This is a genomic window from Thermoleptolyngbya sichuanensis A183, from assembly GCF_013177315.1.
Lineage (GTDB): Bacteria > Cyanobacteriota > Cyanobacteriia > Elainellales > Elainellaceae > Thermoleptolyngbya > Thermoleptolyngbya sichuanensis.
This window is the reverse complement of sequence record NZ_CP053661.1, coordinates 3,688,325-3,705,857: the sequence shown is the minus strand read 5'-3', so window position 1 is coordinate 3,705,857 and position 17,533 is coordinate 3,688,325. Positions and strand designations below refer to the sequence as shown.

Sequence of the window (17,533 nt, the reverse complement as noted above, 5' to 3'; positions counted from 1 at the left end):
CATCCAGCACAGTGTTTGCAGATGGCGAGCATCCTGCCACTGAATGTCGCATTGACGCAGAAAATCATTCAACGCATCATAAAGACGGGAAGTCGGTGACATTGATTTGACTGGTTTGTGTGGTTACTTCTCAGCCTAAATCATGCTCTGCTTCCCGCATGGCTTTCGTTCCAGCTTTAACCTGTTTTGTCAGTCAAGCAGCCGCTCTCCCTCATCCTCCACGGGGAAATGCTGTAAGCTATTGCAGAAGCCGGGCGCAAGCGGCGCAAGCGGTCAAGATCGAACCCTACTGCGTCCATCCTGGCTATCCCTCCCAAAATCGCAACCACCGATGGCTTCCTTGTCTCAACTATCCATCCCTCGAATATCTGCCATGCAGCAATTCGCCACTCGACTAGTTGAGCGGCGGTTCCAATCGCTCTCTGTAGGTTTCTTATCGACCTGCGCTGCACTGGGCATTGGCGTTTGGGGTAATCTGCTGGGAGCATCGCCAGCCCTCAGCGCAGAACGGCTCACGACCTACGTAGGGCCCCTCCAACTCTCGATCTCCGTCGATGCGCTCGAAACCTATGCCCAAACGGGGCAAGCATCGGGCAATCTAAGGCTATTTCTGGGCTTTTTGGATGCCGATTCTCAAGCGCAACTGCGGCGACTGCTCCAGCACGAAATGAAAGCCGATGTCGCGCTCGTTTCGCGTGTTCTTAACATTCCAATGGCGGAGCAGGTGTTGCAGAGCATCGGCAAGACCCTGCAAACCGATTCGGGACTGAATGGATTTCGCGCAGTGCGCTCGGCGCTTATCCTCTCCGCCGCCAACCACCCAGACGGTTGGACTTGGATTGACTGGATGCGGCAGTATCCTACTCCAGATATCCGAATCGATCTGAGTTCGCTAATGGCGCTTCTGCAAGATTTGAAAACCGTTGTTCTGTATCAGGATGCAGCCGCTCAAGTGGTAATGGATGTTTCCAATCAGGAAGCCGCTGCTGACCCGGAGTTTGCCTATGATCAGCTACCAGACCTGAGCCAGCCCGGCCCCTATGCGTTTCGGCGGGAACAGTTGACGTTTGACATCCAAGCCACTCGCACCACGCTCGATGGTTTCTCTGGACGCTACACCATGCGGGTAGATGTCTACATTCCAGAGAACGCCCCAGCGCCCGCGCCGCTGGTCATTTATACCCACGGCTGGGGTGGTCGTCTCAGCGATGGCATGGTGGATGGCGAACACCTGGCCTCCTATGGATTCGCCGTTGCAGTGCCCGAACACATTGGCACCACAGACACCTATCGCAGTCTGTTTCTGGCGGGTGGGCTGGGCGACCTGACGAGTCCGACGGAGTATGTGAGTCGGCAGCAAGACATCATCTTCCTGCTGGACGAGTTAGAAAAGCTCGATGCGACCGATCCCCAGTGGCAGGGGCGAATTGACGTGCAGCGGGTCGGCATTATTGGTCAATCTCTGGGTGCAATGACCGTTTTGGGAGCGGCAGGGGCCAGCTTCGACCCGGCTAAGCTTGTGCCGCGCTGTGCAGAGGGGTTAACCCAGATCAATCCATCGTTTCTGCTGCAATGCCACGCTCGCTTCTTGCCGCCGACCCTCTACGACTTTACAGACCCCCGCATTCGTGCTGGGATTGCTCAATATCCGATGGGGGCAACGCTGTACGGACAATCAGGAGTTGGCAATGTGCAAATTCCGATGCTGATTCTGGCTGGGACTCGCGATATCTTAGCACCATCGGTGTATGAGCAAATTCCGATGTTTGCCTGGATGGATGCCCCTGATCAGTATTTGGGACTCATGGTGCCCGGAACCCACTTTTCCACCAGCCCGCCCCAAAATGAAGAACTGGTTCCTGCGCGGATTCGGGGGCCGGCTTGGGCGATCGGGCGTTCCTACATCCGCAACCTCAGCGTTGCGTTTTTCAAAATCTATTTGAGCGATCGCCCCGAATCGTCTGAATATCTTCCGTACCTAACCGCCTCCTTTGGACAAGTGCTGACCCAGCGGGCGGCGGCCTTCAGCAGCGACGAAAATCGGCTTTATCTGATTAAATCTTTATCCCCGGCGCAGTTGGCCGCTGCCTACGGAGGTCAAATTCCGGGGGGCGTTCGCCCTCTTGCATCTCGTTCTTCACCCGTCGCCGCCAGTCGTTCCGTGCTAGACGATCTAGACGCAACGGGCGTTCTGAGAATTGGGATTCGCTCTGAGGTGGCTCCGCTGGGTTACGTTAATCCACAGTCAGAGTGGACGGGCTTTTGCTTTGACATGGCCAGGCAACTGGCTGACTATATTACGACGACGGAATCAAGGTCGGTGGCGCTGGTGGTGCTGCCGTCCAATGCAGACAATCGCTTTGACCTGGTTCGGACTGGATCTGTCCATCTGGAATGTGGCCCCAACCCGATCCACACCACGGTCAACGGAATTGTCTTCTCGGAACCTTTTTACGCTACGGGCAACTTTGGGCTAGTACCCAATGAATCTCTGGAATGCAGTTTCTATGGTCTGGCTCTGCCCGATGGCGATCGCCCTTGGCGCTCCTTGGTCAATCGCTATCTGCGCTCGGAACCTGCTCGATTGCAGCGTCGAGAGTATGCCAGGAACTTTGATACCGATAATCTATTTAACCTGGAAACCTGCTTTCGCTGAGTCCTATAAAATGGCGATCGCCTTCAAATTTCGGCGTTTCGGGCTGTTAGGAATAAGATAAAAGCAGCATCTCCTAACCAAGCTGAAGTCGTGGCGCTAGTACACTTGAACTGCTTTTGCGTCTCAGATTTGAGTGCCCTAAGTTCTGACAATTTTGACACCCATTTGACACCTATCAGAGCGATTTTGGAGTTGTCATTTGCCTGGATCTCAATTCCTCCCTGAAAGGTGAGATATTTTTGCACGCTTTCTTTAGAAATAAGCTATTCTAAGTAAGCTATTCTGTTGAGGCTCTGGTCAAAATTAATGCACAGATTAATCCACACCAGGTTAATGCACGCCAGCTTGAGGCGAAGGTGACGAGTGCTGTGGGTTGAGCGTATCTCATGCCCACTGCCCCAACCGTCGCGATGGCAGACGATCGGGCGATCGCGCCAAATCGCACCAGATTGCGCCAAACTGCGCCGCATGGATAAAGCCGCCGCGCCCTACTCACAGTCTTCTGCCATTTTTGCACCTGAACAGCAGCACACGCCGATGCTCCAATCTGTAAAATCCTTGAACCATAAGCAGTTCAGCCTGCGAAGCCTGATCGCTGGAACCAAGGCGGGCGATCGCCCCACTCCCATCGACTCTCGTATCCCATCCGTTATCCCCAGATTTCCAAACCCATCATGACAGACGATTTCATCACGACCGACCAAGACCAAGTAAGCCACACTGACCTGACGAATGCTGCCGAAATGCTTGCCAAACTGACTGCGACGACCACTGACAAACCCCAAATGCCATCTGCCGCTGAGTCTGATGAAAAGCCGTCTAAAACCCGACGTGCCTACCGAAAGCCCGTGATTGTGGATTTGAACCTGCTAAAAGCTGTTGCAGAACAGATCGGCATCAAAGGTAAAAACCGCAGTTCTGAAGATCTATTGCACCAGGTTCTAGAAATATTTTTGGTGCTGGGCGTTGATCCAGCAGAGGCAGTCGAGGCGCACGCTCAGTCCACCCAACTCGCCTCCGAACCCGTCAACTCGGCCGAGGAGACTGCCGAATCTTCACCCGCCACTGTTGACCTCAAGATTGTGGCAGATCAGGCCAAAACGCTGGCCTGGTTTACCAACGAAATCGAAACCCTAAAAAACCAGGTGAAGCAGCTAGAGCAAGCGCTGCAACAGGGACAAACCCAGCCCAATGCTCAGCTTGCAGCCCTCCAGCAGGAAAACCAGCGACTCCGGCAGGAGCGAGATGCAGCCGTAGAAAAGCTGGAAGCCTTCCGCAAGCTGCTAAACGGCAGCAGCACGCCAGCCCTTTCTACACCAGCCCTTTCTACGCCAGCCCTTTCTACGCCAGCCCTTTCTGCGGAGGTCGAAATAATACCTCCAGCAGTGCCCACTGTCTCGCTTGCCGAACCCGAACCCGCGCCTGTAGCGTCGAAAAAAGCTGCGTCCCGCGCTTCATCGACCCGTGGCAAGAAGGCGATCGCCCCCACCGCCAAGCCCTCCACCACCAAGCCCACTGCCGCCAAGCCCAGCGCCATCAAGCCCAAACCTGCCCCAGAAGATGCATCGCTCGATCCGGGCGTGCTAAAGGCGCTGTACGCCATCATGGACTATAACAATGCCCAAACCTCCCATGCAGACAAGTGGGCCATCTCCTTTCCGGTGATGAAAGATCTCTGCAAAACCATCGGCGTGGCCACACAAACCAAAATCACCCAGGTATTTCGCACGAAGGCAGACCTGATCGAGCAGCACCACCAGGAGCATAGCCTGGGGCAGCGCCACAATCGGGTTCACAAAGGACAAAGCATTACCGACGTGATCTCGCTGGGGGTGTAGCTGGCATATAACTGCTCCATTGCAACTGCTCCATAACTCTCTATCGCTGCTTCCGCAATGCTCCAAATATCTGAAGCCGGGCTTGCAGCACGCTCAGAGCGCGGGCGATGAGGTCAGTGCTTGGCATGGCTAAAGTTTGTATGCCACATCAGTACCTTACTTAGATTTGCATCTGAAAGGTCAGCATAGCTAAAGTCTGTTCGCGTCAGAAACGCCCCATCCAGCACGGCCCCGCGCAGGCAGGCCCGATGAAGCCGTGCATCCGTCAGGTCAGTATTGACCAAGAGGCTTTCACTCAAATCTGCATCACTCAGGTTTGCTTCTCGCAGCAGTGCCCCCGTCAAGTTCGCGCCCCGCAGAACTGCACCCTGGAGATTTGCGCCGCTGAGGTCGGCATAGGAAAGGTCTTGCCCGCTGAAATCTGTCCCTGCTAAATCTGCCTGGAGCAGGTCTGCGCCCCTCAAGCAGGGTAGCTCTGGCACCGGGCGGGTTGGGCAAGGTGGAGGCTCCCAAAGCGTTTGTGGCTGAACTTGCGGCGCTGGCTCACAGCTCGGAGAACTTAGCTCAGACCCGTTGCCGCGTAGTGCAACATCCGATAGCGCAATATCCGATAGCACAACATCCGATTCGGAATGGCAGAATGGCTTGGCATTTGGAAAATCGCTTAGGCCGATTTCATACTGCACGGGTAGACCCTCCAGCAGGGTTCGATCTTCGCTGATATGGGGCAGCTTGAGCTGAGAATCAAATATGCCGCGCTGCACCTGGCGCTGATGGAGCGTGGCAAAGCTGCCTGCTGCCAGAACCCGCAGACAAGGCGGAGGCACCTGATCCTGGCGGGCGCTGGCATAGAGTAGATTAGTCTGTTGCAGCCAATGTTCAAACCGCATCAGGAAAGAATACGGACGCGCTAGGGAGTGGCCGGGGGCTAGCTCTATGTTCACCCAGTATCGCGCTGGAAACTCATGGGCAGACAGGGTAATGCAAAAGTCTTGGAGTTTGATGTTGAACTCGCGCTGCAACTGTTCCATGACCTGGATTGCATGAAATTCCGTTGTTTTCTCTGTCGTAGAGGACAGCAGCCCACCCTGCCGATGGCGAAACACAATTAGCGGCGCTTGTTCATAAAATCCAACAACTTCCACAACATCGCCGATGTCGTAGCGATAGAAGCCGCTGTAGCTGGTCACCAAGATACGATATCGTTCACCAACCTGCACCTCCACAGGCAGGAGGGTTTTGGGCTGTTCGACATGCCACTGATCCTGCGGGACGAATTCAAAAAAGCCGCTCTCGATTGCCAGAATGCTGCCGTCGGTGTTGAAGCTGGGATAAACGCCAAAGGTGGCTTCGGCGGTGCCATAAACGCCGCCAAATACCGGGATGTCGCCAAAGTAGTCAGGAAATCGCTCTAGGTAGAAATTGGAGGTGCCGCCGCGAGCAGTGGTGAGATAGCTGAGTCCTGGCCAGGCGGCTTTTGGGGTGAGCCGACCGTCGTAGTAGAGGGCAGCCCGCAAGTCTGTTGCCCGCTGGGGAGCCGCCGTAAATCGCCGTTCGAGCTGGGCCCGCAGGTGGGGTTCAAGCTGGAGCCACGGGGCGATCGCCCCCTGTTCTAGGTCGTGAATTAGCTCCTCGGCATAGGTTTCCAGATAGCGGCAGGTCCGCAGCATCAGCATCGGGAAATTTGCAACCCAGCCGCGCAAATCTGCATGGCGCAGCGCAAACAGCAGGCAGACGTAGTGGCGGGCCAGGGTATCGGCGATTTCTAGCGCGTCGAAGGGCTGGCTAAACAACTGCTCGAACAGGAGGCGGCCCTGGCGAATGCTGCCCACGCTGACGGGGCCGGTGGGGATGCCGCCGCTTGTTTTTTGGGGTTGGGGAACCGCATTGGTGAGCAGTCCTTTGCCAAAGGGGAGGCGGCGCTGCTTCATTTCGGCGATCGCAAAGCCCATGCTGGCCAGGTCAGCCCGGCGCAGCGTGCGCTGATAGCGTCGAGTCACGGGCACTTGTTTTTTGCGGCTGGTGGTTCCACTGGTGAGGTTGATATAGACCACCGGATCGGGGTTGAGGACTCCCTGATCGCCCTGGGCAATTCGTTCTGTGTAAGGTTCATAGAAGCTGTAGGGCAGCACCGGAATTCGTTCACGAAACTGATCCAGCGTTTTGATCGTTGACAGATCGAACCGTTGTCCTAGCTCTGTATTTTTATGTGCTTGAATGAATTCTCTTAGAAACAGTTCTTGCGTTTCCATCACCTGCTTGGTCTTGTGGATCAAACGTTCTCGCGCATGAGCAGCGTAGGATTCCAGCAGTGCGAGTGTAAAGCGATGATTCATGGGCCTGATCAAATCTTGCTGAAGAAGCTGGGTATTCCAAAAGACCTGCACAGAAAGACCTGTACAAGGCGAGATCCGCCGTGCAGCGCCAACTTCTACAGTGCCAGCCAAAAGTAACAAGAAGGTTTCAGAAATCCTGAGCGGTTTTTCCTTTGCGGCTTCCTTTTTGCCGGACGAGCGGCAACTGAATTTCAAAAACCGAGCCTTGGTGGAGCTGGCTGCGGACAGCGATGCTCCCTTGGTGGGCTTCGATGATTTGACGGGCGATCGCCAGTCCCAGCCCCACGCCCCCGGTTTCGCGCGATCGCACCACATCAGCCCGATAGAACCGATCGAAAATGTGCGGCAGGTCGGCTGCATCAATTCCGATGCCTGTGTCTCTGACTTGCAGGATTGCTCCGGCGGGCTGTTGAGTGAGAACTAGGTCAATTGCGCCGCCTGCGGGGGTATGGCGACAGGCATTTTGCAGCAGGTTGGCGATCGCCATTTGCAGAACTTGCGGCTCTGCGAAAACCAGAACGGCCGTCTGTGGCACTGTGCAGCGCAGGGTTTGCTGACGGTGGGTGGCTTGTGCCTGGGTCGCGTCTACAAGCTGTTTCACCAGTTGCCCCAGATCAACGACTCGCAAAACATGCGGCGGCAGATGTCCAGAGTGTCGCGCCAAAAACAGGAGTTGACCCACCAGGGCGCTCATGGATTCGGCAATCTCGACAATGGTTTGCAGGCGGTGGCTCTGCTCTTGGGAGTCCACTGGCTCCATCAGCCCGACCTGGGCGTTGCTGAGGATACCCGCCAAGGGCGCACGCAGCTCATGAGACGCATCGGCAGTGAATTGCTGGAGTTGCTGATAGGCCTGGTGGATCGGCTGCATGGCCACGCCACCCAAAATCCAGCCTGTGAGGGCGATCGCCCCCAGCGCCATCGGCACGCCAATCGACAAGAACAGCCGCAATTCTCGCAGGGGTTCCTGAACCGAATCGAGGGGTGCTGCAATTTGCAAAAAGCCCAGCACCTCCTCGCCCCGACGCACGGGCAGCGTGAGCTGGCGAAACTGCTGAGGCGGGCCGACCCGTGGCGGACTTGATGGAGCGTCCGGGCGCAATGCCGCACCCGCCAGAGTGACCAGTCCAATAGGTGCCTCTAGCGTGGCAGCGGGAATGTCTCCCACAAACTGGAGGAGCCGTCGATCGGGCGTATACCACCGGGCAAAGTGCAAGTAGGTGTCTAGCACCAGCGTATCGTTTCCCAGCAGGGGCACGCTTTCTAGGTCGATGCGCCGAATCGATTGATACTCAATCTCTTCAACGCCGCCCGCCATGATTTGGGCCGTGTTGTAGAGGTCAGCGTCGAAGGTTTGCAGGCGATCGCGGGCCTCACGCCAATACAACAGCGCCGCAAAGACGACCAGAATGCCGCCCATCGAGAGCGTAAACCAGGTGGCTAGATTTTGGCGGCTGCGGTTGAATAGCATGTCAGCGGCATTAGAACGCGGCATTAGAGAGTGGCATTAGAATGCGGCATCAGAATTAGCATCTCAGTCAGTCGCCTCTGGCACGCTCAGGCGATTCGAGATTGAATTGGGAGACGGCAAGTGTATAAGATCTCAGTCAGTCGCCTCTGGCACGCTCAGGCGATAGCCCATGCCATAGACCGTCTGCACCCAGGTTTCTGCACCCAGGGGTTGCAGGCGCGATCGCAGTCGGTGGATTAAAATCGCGACTGCCTTACTTTCGGGCTGCATGTTCCATTCCCACAGCGCTCGCTCAATCTGGTCGCGGGTCAGGACTTGCTGAGGATGCCGCATTAGGTATTCCATCAGTTGAAACTCTCGCGTCGAAAGCTGAATGCTCACGCCTTGCCGCTGCACCGTCAGCGTGGCCAAATGCAGTTGCAGATCTGCCAAATGCAGGATGTCGCCTGTCCAAAGGGGCGATCGCCGCCCCAGCGCCCGCACCCGTGCCAGCAGTTCTAGAACATTCACCGGCTTAACCAAATAGTCATCTGCGCCTGCGTCCAGCCCCGTTACCCGATCCATCAGCCCATCCCTGGCAGTCAGCATCAAAATTGGCGTGCCTTTGCCCGTCTGACGATGCTGTTGACACAGATCTATCCCGCTAATCTTGGGCAGCATCCAGTCCAAAATCAGCAGGTCGTAGGTGTGTTCCTGCATGAGCCACTGCGCGGTTTCCCCATCCAGCGTGGCATCCGTGATGTGGCCTGCTTTTGCAAGGGCGGCATAGAGCGGCTCCAGTTGAATCGGATCATCTTCGGCCAATAGAATCTTCATAACCCTGCTCTGCTCAGGAAGCTCGTTCTGCGGCTGCCTCCAGGTTTCAAATTCTACCTGCTATGACTCCATTTCGCTGGCTGCGTGCCCGGTTCTCCCAAGGCCGAATTCTATCCGCTCAGGACGGGCAGACTGCCCAAAAGCCGGGGAGTTCGTCACCCCTGCGATCGCCCGCCAACAGCCCGCCGCTCCCCTCGCGCCTGAGGCCGGCCCTGCTTCTCTTGGCGCTACCTGCCGTCGGTGCGCTCTTCTGGCTGGGAACAGGCTGGCTCAATCAGCGCGTTTTGGGGCAATCCTATCGCCTGCCAGACCAAATCATTCTGCCCAATCCGCAGCAGGTGGAGCTAACGCTGCGGCTGACGGTGGTTTCGATTGATGTGGAAATCGACCGGCGCGAGGGCACGTCTGAGGTGGCCGTCCAGGTGCGCGGTTCGACGTTGCAGGCGCTGGAGTTTGAATATCCGCTCACAGATTATGCCACGGTGGAGCGGGCCATCGCCCAAGAGCTAAGCCTGCCGCCTGAGCAGGTTCGCCAACTGATTCGCTATCGAATTGAGTAAGCGTCGGTGTTGGACGCTAACACGGTTGGGCCAGCAGCCAGTCGGCAAATTGGGCGATCGCCGCTTGATAACAATCGGCTCCCAGTTCGCGGCAGAGGTTGACCAGTGTGCCCTGGGGAATGGGGCGATCGATCTGGATGGTGGAGCGGGCGGTCGGGTCGATCTGATGGTCGGGCGATCGCACCAGGCGCGACTGAAAGCTAGCCAATACCGGACATCCCTCATCAGCCGCAAAAACATGCCAGCGCATCGCCTCTTCCTCATCTGCTGACAGCACAAGGCAATGAGTGGATCGCCGCAAGATTTCGGCGTTCTCAGCCGTGCGCTTGCCACCCAAATCGAGCAAAATCAGAGACAACTGAGAGTTTCTTCCCAATTGCTCGATCATGTGCAGCGTCGAGCCAACAAACTCTTCCGAAAAGGCAGCTTTTTTGCGGATTTGCTGCACTACTGATGGATCGGCTTCATTGGACCACATGCCCTCTCCATCGGGACAGGCGCGGTGCAAAAACACACCCGACGGCTGTCGCTGCAACAACTGTCGATACAGTTCTGCCAAAAAGACTGATTTTCCTGAATGCGGCGGCCCGCCTACGGCAATCACTCGACCGTGATAGTGGACACGGGGATCAGTTGCAGAAGAGGGTTGAGACAGGGGGCTATGGGGAGTCGTCATGGTAGATAGGGGCACACAATTAGAGATTCAGAGGTTTGGAGATGAGAGGTTTGGGAGATTAGAGGCTAGAGATTAGAGGCTAGAGATTAGAGGCTGATGGTCTTGCCGACTTGAAAGCGTTCATCATGCGTTTGCACAATGACATAACCCAGGCGGGGGTCGTAGGTGGCGATCGCCGGACTGGGGTGCGCTGCATGAAAAATCATGCCGTATCCCCACACCGGGCCGCGGCCGTTGATCAAAATTGGCGATGAACCCACGAGTGCTGGTTCAATCTCTCGCACAGCTTCTGCAAATTGCTCTGGTGTCGTTACTCCAGTGGGAATTTCAAACTCCACCAAGCGAAGGACTAGCCCATTCTCATGGGGGTGATCAGTGATTGTGAAGACGGGTTTTGCCATGAGGGTTTACGTTTGAGGTGAGAGGATGTTTGAAAAGCCCTACTGTTTGTAGCAAAGCGTGCAAGATCCCCCTAAATCCCCCTTAAAAAGGGGGACTTTAAGGCGGTTTCCCCCCTTTTTAAGGGGGGCTGGGGGGGATCTCTGAGTGCTTAACATTACAGGCGATACTTTTCAAACACCCTCTGAGATTGTCTAAAGAATTTTCCAGGTTTGTAAGCAGCGTGCGGAGTTCTATCAGCATCGGGCTAGAAAAGCGATCGCCCACGGCATCCAGGCAAGCCCGATAAAACCACAGAATATCAGCAGGGCTAGCATTGAAACGCTGCCACACGCGATCGCCCTGACGCTGCCAGTCTGTCCAAATACAGCGCAGGTTGTGCAGCTTGTCGGCAAGGATCACGCGCTGAATGGCGGGTTCGGCTTGCTGGAGTTGGGCGATCGCCCGAAGTTTTCGTTCTTTCCAGGATGGTTTTGGCGTTTCGTCCGATTCCGTACAGGCATCCACAATGCGTAGCACGGCATCACCAAACTGCTTCCGAATCTCATTCCGAGTGGCATTCCCGCCCTGATCCTCGATTGCGTCATGAAGCAGCGCGGCGATCGCAGCGTCTTCATTCCCGCCATCCTCTAGAACCAGCGCAGCAACACTCATCAGATGGCTGATATAGGGGACGCTGCTGCCTTTCCGCAATTGATGTTGATGCAGGTGAAAGGCATAGGTCAAGGCGTGTGCAAAGCGAGGGCTAAGAGGTCGGGATTGGGTTTGAGTTTCAGGAATCATTGTTCTTGATTGCGCCTCCCCAATGCGGATGATGATAGGGACAGGACTTCGCACTTGCGAGAAGTTTTTGGGTTTTTCTGCGGGCGCATTTCACGAGAAACGCCCAACTTAATGGAGTCTCTTTATTCGTTCAGGTCGCTTTCATACAGCCTCCAGGTTTCTTGCATATCGTCTGTCATTCGCTGGCGCAAGCTCAGCGGCAGCAAGACTTCTACATTAGGCCCCCACGCCCGCAACCGCATGACGACGTTGTTGTCGCCGAGGCGATGTTGGGCGCTGCAAAAGACGCTGCTCTTGTGGCGGGGGCGATCGCCAAACAGCTTGGTTAGCGATAAGCCCTGCCTGCTAATCTCTGGATCAGCCCGAAAGCGCTTTTCTGCCTGGGCAAAGCCCATTTCAGTAAACAGCTTGGCGCGTTCGGTGTTGGCAATGTAGTTGCCGTAGAAATAGCGCTCGAATCTGAGTAATAAAGGGGCGATCGGGCGATGAATTTCGACACCCATGGCCAAGGCGACCTCCTGCTGCACAAATTCCGGTGTTTTCTCAGCAAATCGCTTGGGTAAGCCTGGGGCTGATGCTACTGACTGTGCCAAGGACTGTGCCCAGGACTTCCCCTGTGAAGTTTTGAACTGCCATTCGGCAGGCAGGGATGGATCGTTCCAACTCAAAAGCTGGAGAGACAAAATTCGATCGAGTCGATAGTCATACCAGCTCAAATGCTCCGGTTTACCATCATCTAAATGCTGCGGCGTTTGACCAAAGGCAAACAGGTATGGCGCACGCTGAAAGTAATAAATGCAAACGGGATACGTTAGGATGCTAAACTCTGCCTCGTAGTAGCGAATGCTGCGATAGACCAGCCGCACGGGAGGCACGGGAGTCTGCTGCCAGCCCTCCTTTAAGGTTTGGAGTAATTGCTCCACTTGGCGAGACACAGCCTGAGAAATAATGTATTCCGTATCCAGGATAAACCGCTGGATGCCGTTGATGGGCTGAGGAAAATGCTCAACGACGTTAGCCAAATCATTCGGGATGAAATGGATCAACGCTGGCTCGTCCGCAGATTCGGCAGCGATCGCAGCAATCCAGGGCAAGGTCGGCAAGACGCTCACCTTGTAGTAGCGCCGCTGGCTGCCTGTGCCGCTAGCCTTGAGCCAGCCCAGTTTTTCCAGCGTGGCAAAGTCGTTTCGCAAGGTGCGGTGATCGACTTGAAACGGAATCGGCTCTTCATCCGCTGGCGAATCTCCCAACAGTACAGAGAGGCGATCGCGCTCAATGCCATAGCGATTCACAAATGCCTGCCGCCAGTGTGTCTCATCAATCGCAGGCTGATGTTGAAAAAGCCATTGTTTGAGGGTTTTTTGCTGATTATCGGGTTGCAAAAAAGCGTCGCGCCATTGAGCATTGCTAAAGGAACCCTCTGCATCCGTAGAGAGCAGCATGGGTTTCTCGCTATAGAGCGATCGCAAGATCGCCCACAGCCGCACTGCCTTGAGCAGATTGCCCTTTTGCCCCAGCACACCGGGCACCAGATAATCCAACAGATCTACTGTCGGCGGATAGTCAAACGAAGATTCCATAGACGTGAATCGATTTTGGATTTTAGATTGGCGATTTTGGATTGTGAATCCAGCGTGTTATTCCCAATAGGGCAAACCTATTTCGTTCCAGAGCGGTGGGAGCGATCGCTTTTTGCTTTTCTCGTTTTCGGTAAACCATTTGTAGTTTTCGCCGTCTGGGTCTGGCTGTGGTTTCATTCTGGGATAGTGAACCGGCCCGTCCAGACCTTTTGCAGCCTGCTTAAAGGCTCGAATAAACAGAACTTCTTCAAAGTCCTCTTTGTTCTTGTTTGGTGAGTAAGCAAGTGTGACGGCCTGCTTAAACGTATCGATACATTGTTCTGCCTGCTTTGGATCGGGTGGATCGATCGGCAGCAGCGACTCATAATATTGCTGCCAATCTTGCCCTAATCGCAGATCGGTTTGGCTCCAATCAATCTTCAGTTGCACGCTGCCAAAGCCGAGGGGCTTGCCGCCGCCCAGTCGGTGGTAATGCTTGTCTGGCAAGGTCAACAGCCAAAGCAACGCGCCCAACTCCACAGACGACAGATTCGTAATGTCAATGTCAAACTGAAACTGAGTGTTTTGCTTTACCCAGGCTTGGATCGAGCGGTTCTGGCTGTCGCGCTGCTCAGTGCCATCTTTTTTCGGACGGCGATATTCCTGATAGCAGCCGTTGACAGATTGCCCAGTGCGATCGCGCATGGGGTCGTTCCAATAGTCGGCATTTTTGGCGATCGCCTTGTGATGGGGATACACCTTCCGCCCCCGCAGCCCTTGATTTGCAGAAGCATATCCATCTTGTTTGGATATGCTATTACCTAAAGCATTGCCCTCTTTATCCCTACTAACATAAAACCGAGACTGCTGCGGTTTCGGTTGCCCTAGGATCGTCAGCGGTAATCCAGGATTATTCGCTGGATCGCCCGTAAACTCTTGAATCGCATCCGTTGATAAACATTTCACCGAATGAAGCCGCAACTGACCTTTATAAGCACCTTTGCCTTTCTGATTCACCCAACCAAAAACGCGATCGGCAGGCGAAAGTTCATCAACTTTTTCGCTGGGCTTTAAGGATTCTACTAGCAGAGCTTCTGGCGTTGTTTTGAAAAATTGACGAGAAACCATCACTGGCAATAAAGCCGTAATTTTATTGTCCTGAATTTGTACATAACAGAATGTGCCATGTTTCAACTCAACCATACTTTTGGTATAGATGTGTCGAGACCAGCCAGTTTGCCCTGGCTCATGCCCCAAGTAAGCGTTATAAGAATCCTTGGGTGGTTCTTCCTTCTTACGCTCCTTTAAGTCTTCTTCATGGAGAGCCTGATAGTCTCTGATAAGCTTCTCCCAAGCAGTGATCTCTGGTGCTGTAATGTCGTAACTTTTCTGCTTATCAGGGCTAAGCTCAAAGAAGACACGCTCATAGCGCTTCTCATTACAGTTGGGGCCAGTAATACAAGCCCAACCCTTCTGCCAGCCTTTTTCATGTTCTCTAGGTTCATCAAACCGAAATTCAGTCACCTTAAAGCTTTTTGTATTAAGCCGGAACCAGATTTTCTCGGTGTGTTTTGGTAGTCGATTTTCGGGATAATTATTCTCACGAGCAACTTCCAAAGCTCCTTTATCAATTGGAGCTTCTTCAGTTTCTGCATACTTCTTGTAGCAAAGAATTTTTGCAGCTTGCATGAGGCGGAGGGTTAGCTTATCACGCCGTCTATCCTTAGTCACGATAGCTGGAATGATTTTAGTCGTTGGCTCCATGCGATAAACCAGGTTTTCGTCATGCTTCTGAAAAACTGACAGCCTTGAATTTGTGATCGCCTCATAGGCAGCTCGAAGCGACCCCTTGATGGAAGTAGGCGGCAAGTAAGGCTTGCCATCAACCAATCGGATGGGATAGGTTTTGTGTTCGCTGTTCTGCCACTTCTCTGCTTGGGCAGCATCCGGAATGAGGAGCGGGGTGACTGTTATCAAGTTGACGCGAATTCGTCCGCTCCAGAGATTATCTAGATACTGGCCATGTCCACGAGGAGAGCGATCGCCCAACTCGCCCTTAATATTCTGCCGGGGAGTCGCAGGAACAAAGTTGTACGGATTATGGAAAACCTGGCGTGAGTCAGAATTCTGAGATCCTTGTTTTTTCTGAGGCTGATTCTGCTTTTTGAGAGGCGGAGACTGTTTTTTAGTCTGATTTCCGGCGTTAGAGGGGTTGGGGCGCTGGGGATGATTGGGGCGTTGGATTTGTGTCGGTTTATTATTTGTCATTGGTATTTACCTTCTTCGTGGAGATCCAGGTTAACTTCATCAAGCGTTCTTCTTGCACTGCAACATTGCCGTATGGTTCAATCTCGCCCAGATACTCACGGCTATGAAGCTCAACAACGGTTTGGTTGTTAGAGCCTGGTGAAATCGGAACGGGCATTGCCCCAATTCGAGCGGCAGATAAAATACTCCAGTTGGCTGGTGCAGGCTGCTTCACCTTGTTCAGGGGTTCACCCCAAAGCAAATACTTCTGTTCAACAGCTTTGAGATAGTTCAACTCATTAGTGTCATCTGCAAATTTTTTCTCCAAATTTGTTTCCGAGATCAGCACGGCTTTTCCTTTGCTGCCGGGAATGCTGAGCCAGCGCAGTTCAGCCCGTTCATTAAACACTCTGGCTTCAAACACTGAGGACAGATCCAGGGTCTGCTCTTGCCAGTCTTGTTTACTATTGCCTTGTTTACTATTACAGCAAATGGTGACTTGTCCATTTGACTCGAATCTGCCGAAACTGCAAGCCTGGGGGCTGTAAAGTAGTGCGATCGCCCCCGACATCAGGTCTTTAACCTGGTTCAGCGCGTCTTCCAAAGAGATGTCCATCTTCGATTGTCTATACAGTTTCGTTTTGGTAGCGACTGCCTCGCTCATGATGCAACCTCCTGAGGAATTGTTGATTCGATCCAGGCTTTCCAGGCATCGTTCAAACCTCCAAGGCTGCTAATCTGAGCGAGATGCTGGGCAGTAAGATAAGTCTGCGATTGCTCTGGTTCAACCTTTAGCGTGATATCGTGAAGGGCTTGGATTTCGTCAGGTAAGTTCGCGCCGCTGGCTGAAAACGAGATAGATTTGATGGCGATCGCCCCCATGCCTCGATTCACGCCATACCCCAGGGGAATGCGTCCCTGAATCAGATCTCGCAACACCAGCAGCAGCAGCGCGACTCCTTGTTTTTGCAAGTCCGCTCCTGGCAGGCGAGATAAGTTGAGCCGGAGAGCGATCGGCTGCCACTGCACGCCCATCGGCTCCAGCGTGCTGTAGAGAAACTGATCCGCTGCGCCGCCTGTCCAGCGATCGATCGCAACGTGAAATGCCTGCTGTACATCGTGTAACTTCGCGTCTTGCAGCGCTTGCAGCAAATCAGAGGATTCCTTTGCAGTTTGCACTTTTTCCCACTTTTCTACTGAGATGGAATGGTCAGCGTAGCAATCGGCGACTGTCAAAGCACCCATACCTACTTTCTGCTGCTGATCCTCAGTTTTGGCAGCCTTGCCGAACAGGTTTTCAACCAGTGGAACCTCGATCTGTTGCAAAAATGCTTTTTTGGAATCGGCTGGCTTTGTTGCTGCGGCATGATTGAACGCAGGGCAAACCGTGCGAACGATGCGCTCTGCCTGGGTTCGCAGCGCCCCTTTGATGGCGCTTCCCGGCAGCACAAACGCAACTCGGTCGCCAATGCTGCTCACCAAAGGCAGCATATCGACTGCGATGCCTTCGCGCTCTGCCTTCACCATTAGGGGCGAAATGGGAGCCCAGTCAATGGTGACTGTTAGAGCAGGACGCGCCTTTCGCGGTGTGTCTGCCTCCAGATTAAAAATCGACGAGTTGCCAGACTCCCCTTTGAGCAGCGCAAGAATGCCTGCACGAGAATTGAACAGTTGCTCTTTGACTTCCAACTTTTCTAACTTTACGGTTCCCAGTCCCCGCGTTTTGGCAGCGCCCAGGCTCAGTTCGCCATCTTGCAGTGCTTGCAATAGCCCCGACCATGCTTCACAGGCTGCTTTCCATTCAGCATCATTCAGCGCCAACTTTGACTCTGAGACCCGATCTAACGTAATGTGCAAATCTAGCTTGCTGCCTTTTGGCAAAATCGCGCGATCGAACTTGATATATTCTGCGGCGCTGCCGCCAAAGCGATCGATTCCTACCCCATCACGCAGTTCGGTTTGCACGTCGCCCTGAATCACGGCATCTTCTACCAGCACCCAGCTTGCGCCGTCATCGCTCTGCGTTCTGCCGGTTTGTCCCAGGCGCGGCCCCCAGAGCGTGGAAATGATTTGGGAGCCTTCTTCCAGTTCCTCCATCCAGCCGCGCAGCGCCCCGGCAAGGCTAGTGCCGGGAATGTAGTAGTCTCCGGCTCCGTTGACTGCCAGCGTTAAATCAACCATTGGGTCATTGT

At 54.2% G+C, this 17,533-nt stretch carries 14 protein-coding genes; 4 read left to right on the top strand and 10 right to left on the bottom strand.

Annotated elements, in window-relative coordinates; all coding sequences use genetic code 11:
- Nucleotides 1-373 precede the first annotated feature (373 nt).
- The 3 genes from HPC62_RS15395 to HPC62_RS15385 all read left to right on the top strand — a co-directional run bounded on the left by HPC62_RS15395 (nt 374) and on the right by HPC62_RS15385 (nt 4,494).
- The gene (locus HPC62_RS15395) at nt 374-2,656 is read left to right on the top strand and encodes an alpha/beta hydrolase (RefSeq protein WP_172357088.1); all 2,283 of its coding nucleotides are present in this window, start codon (nt 374-376) and stop codon (nt 2,654-2,656) included.
- Between the two features lie 363 nt (nt 2,657-3,019).
- Nucleotides 3,020-3,334: a hypothetical protein gene (locus HPC62_RS15390; protein ID WP_172357086.1), complete on the top strand. Its 315-nt coding sequence runs from the start codon at nt 3,020-3,022 to the stop codon at nt 3,332-3,334.
- Entirely contained in the window at nt 3,331-4,494 is a 1,164-nt protein-coding gene (locus tag HPC62_RS15385; RefSeq protein WP_172357084.1) for a cell division protein ZapB, read from the top strand. Before HPC62_RS15390 ends, HPC62_RS15385 begins: the two co-directional genes overlap by 4 nt.
- A gap of 113 nt (nt 4,495-4,607) precedes the next feature.
- On the opposite strand, the gene HPC62_RS15380 is transcribed toward HPC62_RS15385, so the two are convergent.
- The 3 genes from HPC62_RS15380 to HPC62_RS15370 form a co-directional block, all read right to left on the bottom strand.
- Entirely contained in the window at nt 4,608-6,830 is a 2,223-nt protein-coding gene (locus HPC62_RS15380; protein WP_172357082.1) for a GH3 family domain-containing protein, read from the bottom strand.
- 127 nt (nt 6,831-6,957) lie between these two features.
- Entirely contained in the window at nt 6,958-8,325 is a 1,368-nt protein-coding gene (locus HPC62_RS15375) for a sensor histidine kinase (RefSeq protein WP_216655267.1), read from the bottom strand.
- Between the two features lie 108 nt (nt 8,326-8,433).
- Nucleotides 8,434-9,117: a response regulator transcription factor gene (locus HPC62_RS15370; protein WP_172357080.1), complete on the bottom strand. Its 684-nt coding sequence runs from the start codon at nt 9,115-9,117 to the stop codon at nt 8,434-8,436.
- Nucleotides 9,118-9,179: 62 nt separating this feature from the next.
- Here HPC62_RS15370 and HPC62_RS15365 point away from each other — a divergent pair, with 62 nt between their 5' ends.
- Nucleotides 9,180-9,677: a hypothetical protein gene (locus tag HPC62_RS15365; RefSeq protein WP_172357078.1), complete on the top strand. Its 498-nt coding sequence runs from the start codon at nt 9,180-9,182 to the stop codon at nt 9,675-9,677.
- A 16-nt stretch (nt 9,678-9,693) separates the two neighbouring features.
- On the opposite strand, the gene HPC62_RS15360 is transcribed toward HPC62_RS15365, so the two are convergent.
- From HPC62_RS15360 to HPC62_RS15330, 7 genes are all read right to left on the bottom strand, one after another.
- A complete protein-coding gene (locus HPC62_RS15360) occupies nt 9,694-10,353 on the bottom strand; it encodes an ATP-binding protein (RefSeq protein ID WP_172357076.1) in 660 nt (219 codons plus the stop codon).
- Between the two features lie 86 nt (nt 10,354-10,439).
- Nucleotides 10,440-10,754, bottom strand: coding sequence for a CRISPR-associated ring nuclease Crn3/Csx3 (gene crn3 / locus HPC62_RS15355; protein WP_172357074.1), 315 nt, complete (start codon nt 10,752-10,754; stop codon nt 10,440-10,442).
- Between the two features lie 118 nt (nt 10,755-10,872).
- Complete coding sequence (locus HPC62_RS15350) at nt 10,873-11,478, bottom strand: HD domain-containing protein (protein ID WP_216655266.1); 606 nt, start codon at nt 11,476-11,478, stop codon at nt 10,873-10,875.
- A gap of 179 nt (nt 11,479-11,657) precedes the next feature.
- The gene (locus tag HPC62_RS15345) at nt 11,658-13,115 is read right to left on the bottom strand and encodes a TIGR03985 family CRISPR-associated protein (RefSeq protein ID WP_172357070.1); all 1,458 of its coding nucleotides are present in this window, start codon (nt 13,113-13,115) and stop codon (nt 11,658-11,660) included.
- Nucleotides 13,116-13,172: 57 nt separating this feature from the next.
- Nucleotides 13,173-15,362 (bottom strand): TIGR03986 family type III CRISPR-associated RAMP protein, encoded by a 2,190-nt coding sequence (locus tag HPC62_RS15340; protein WP_172357068.1) that lies wholly within the window; start codon nt 15,360-15,362, stop codon nt 13,173-13,175.
- The gene (gene csx19 / locus HPC62_RS15335) at nt 15,352-16,005 is read right to left on the bottom strand and encodes a type III-D CRISPR-associated protein Csx19 (protein ID WP_172357066.1); all 654 of its coding nucleotides are present in this window, start codon (nt 16,003-16,005) and stop codon (nt 15,352-15,354) included. Before csx19 ends, HPC62_RS15340 begins: the two co-directional genes overlap by 11 nt.
- Nucleotides 16,002-17,522: an RAMP superfamily CRISPR-associated protein gene (locus tag HPC62_RS15330; protein WP_390819307.1), complete on the bottom strand. Its 1,521-nt coding sequence runs from the start codon at nt 17,520-17,522 to the stop codon at nt 16,002-16,004. The genes csx19 and HPC62_RS15330 overlap by 4 nt, the downstream gene beginning before the upstream one ends.
- Nucleotides 17,523-17,533 lie beyond the last annotated feature (11 nt).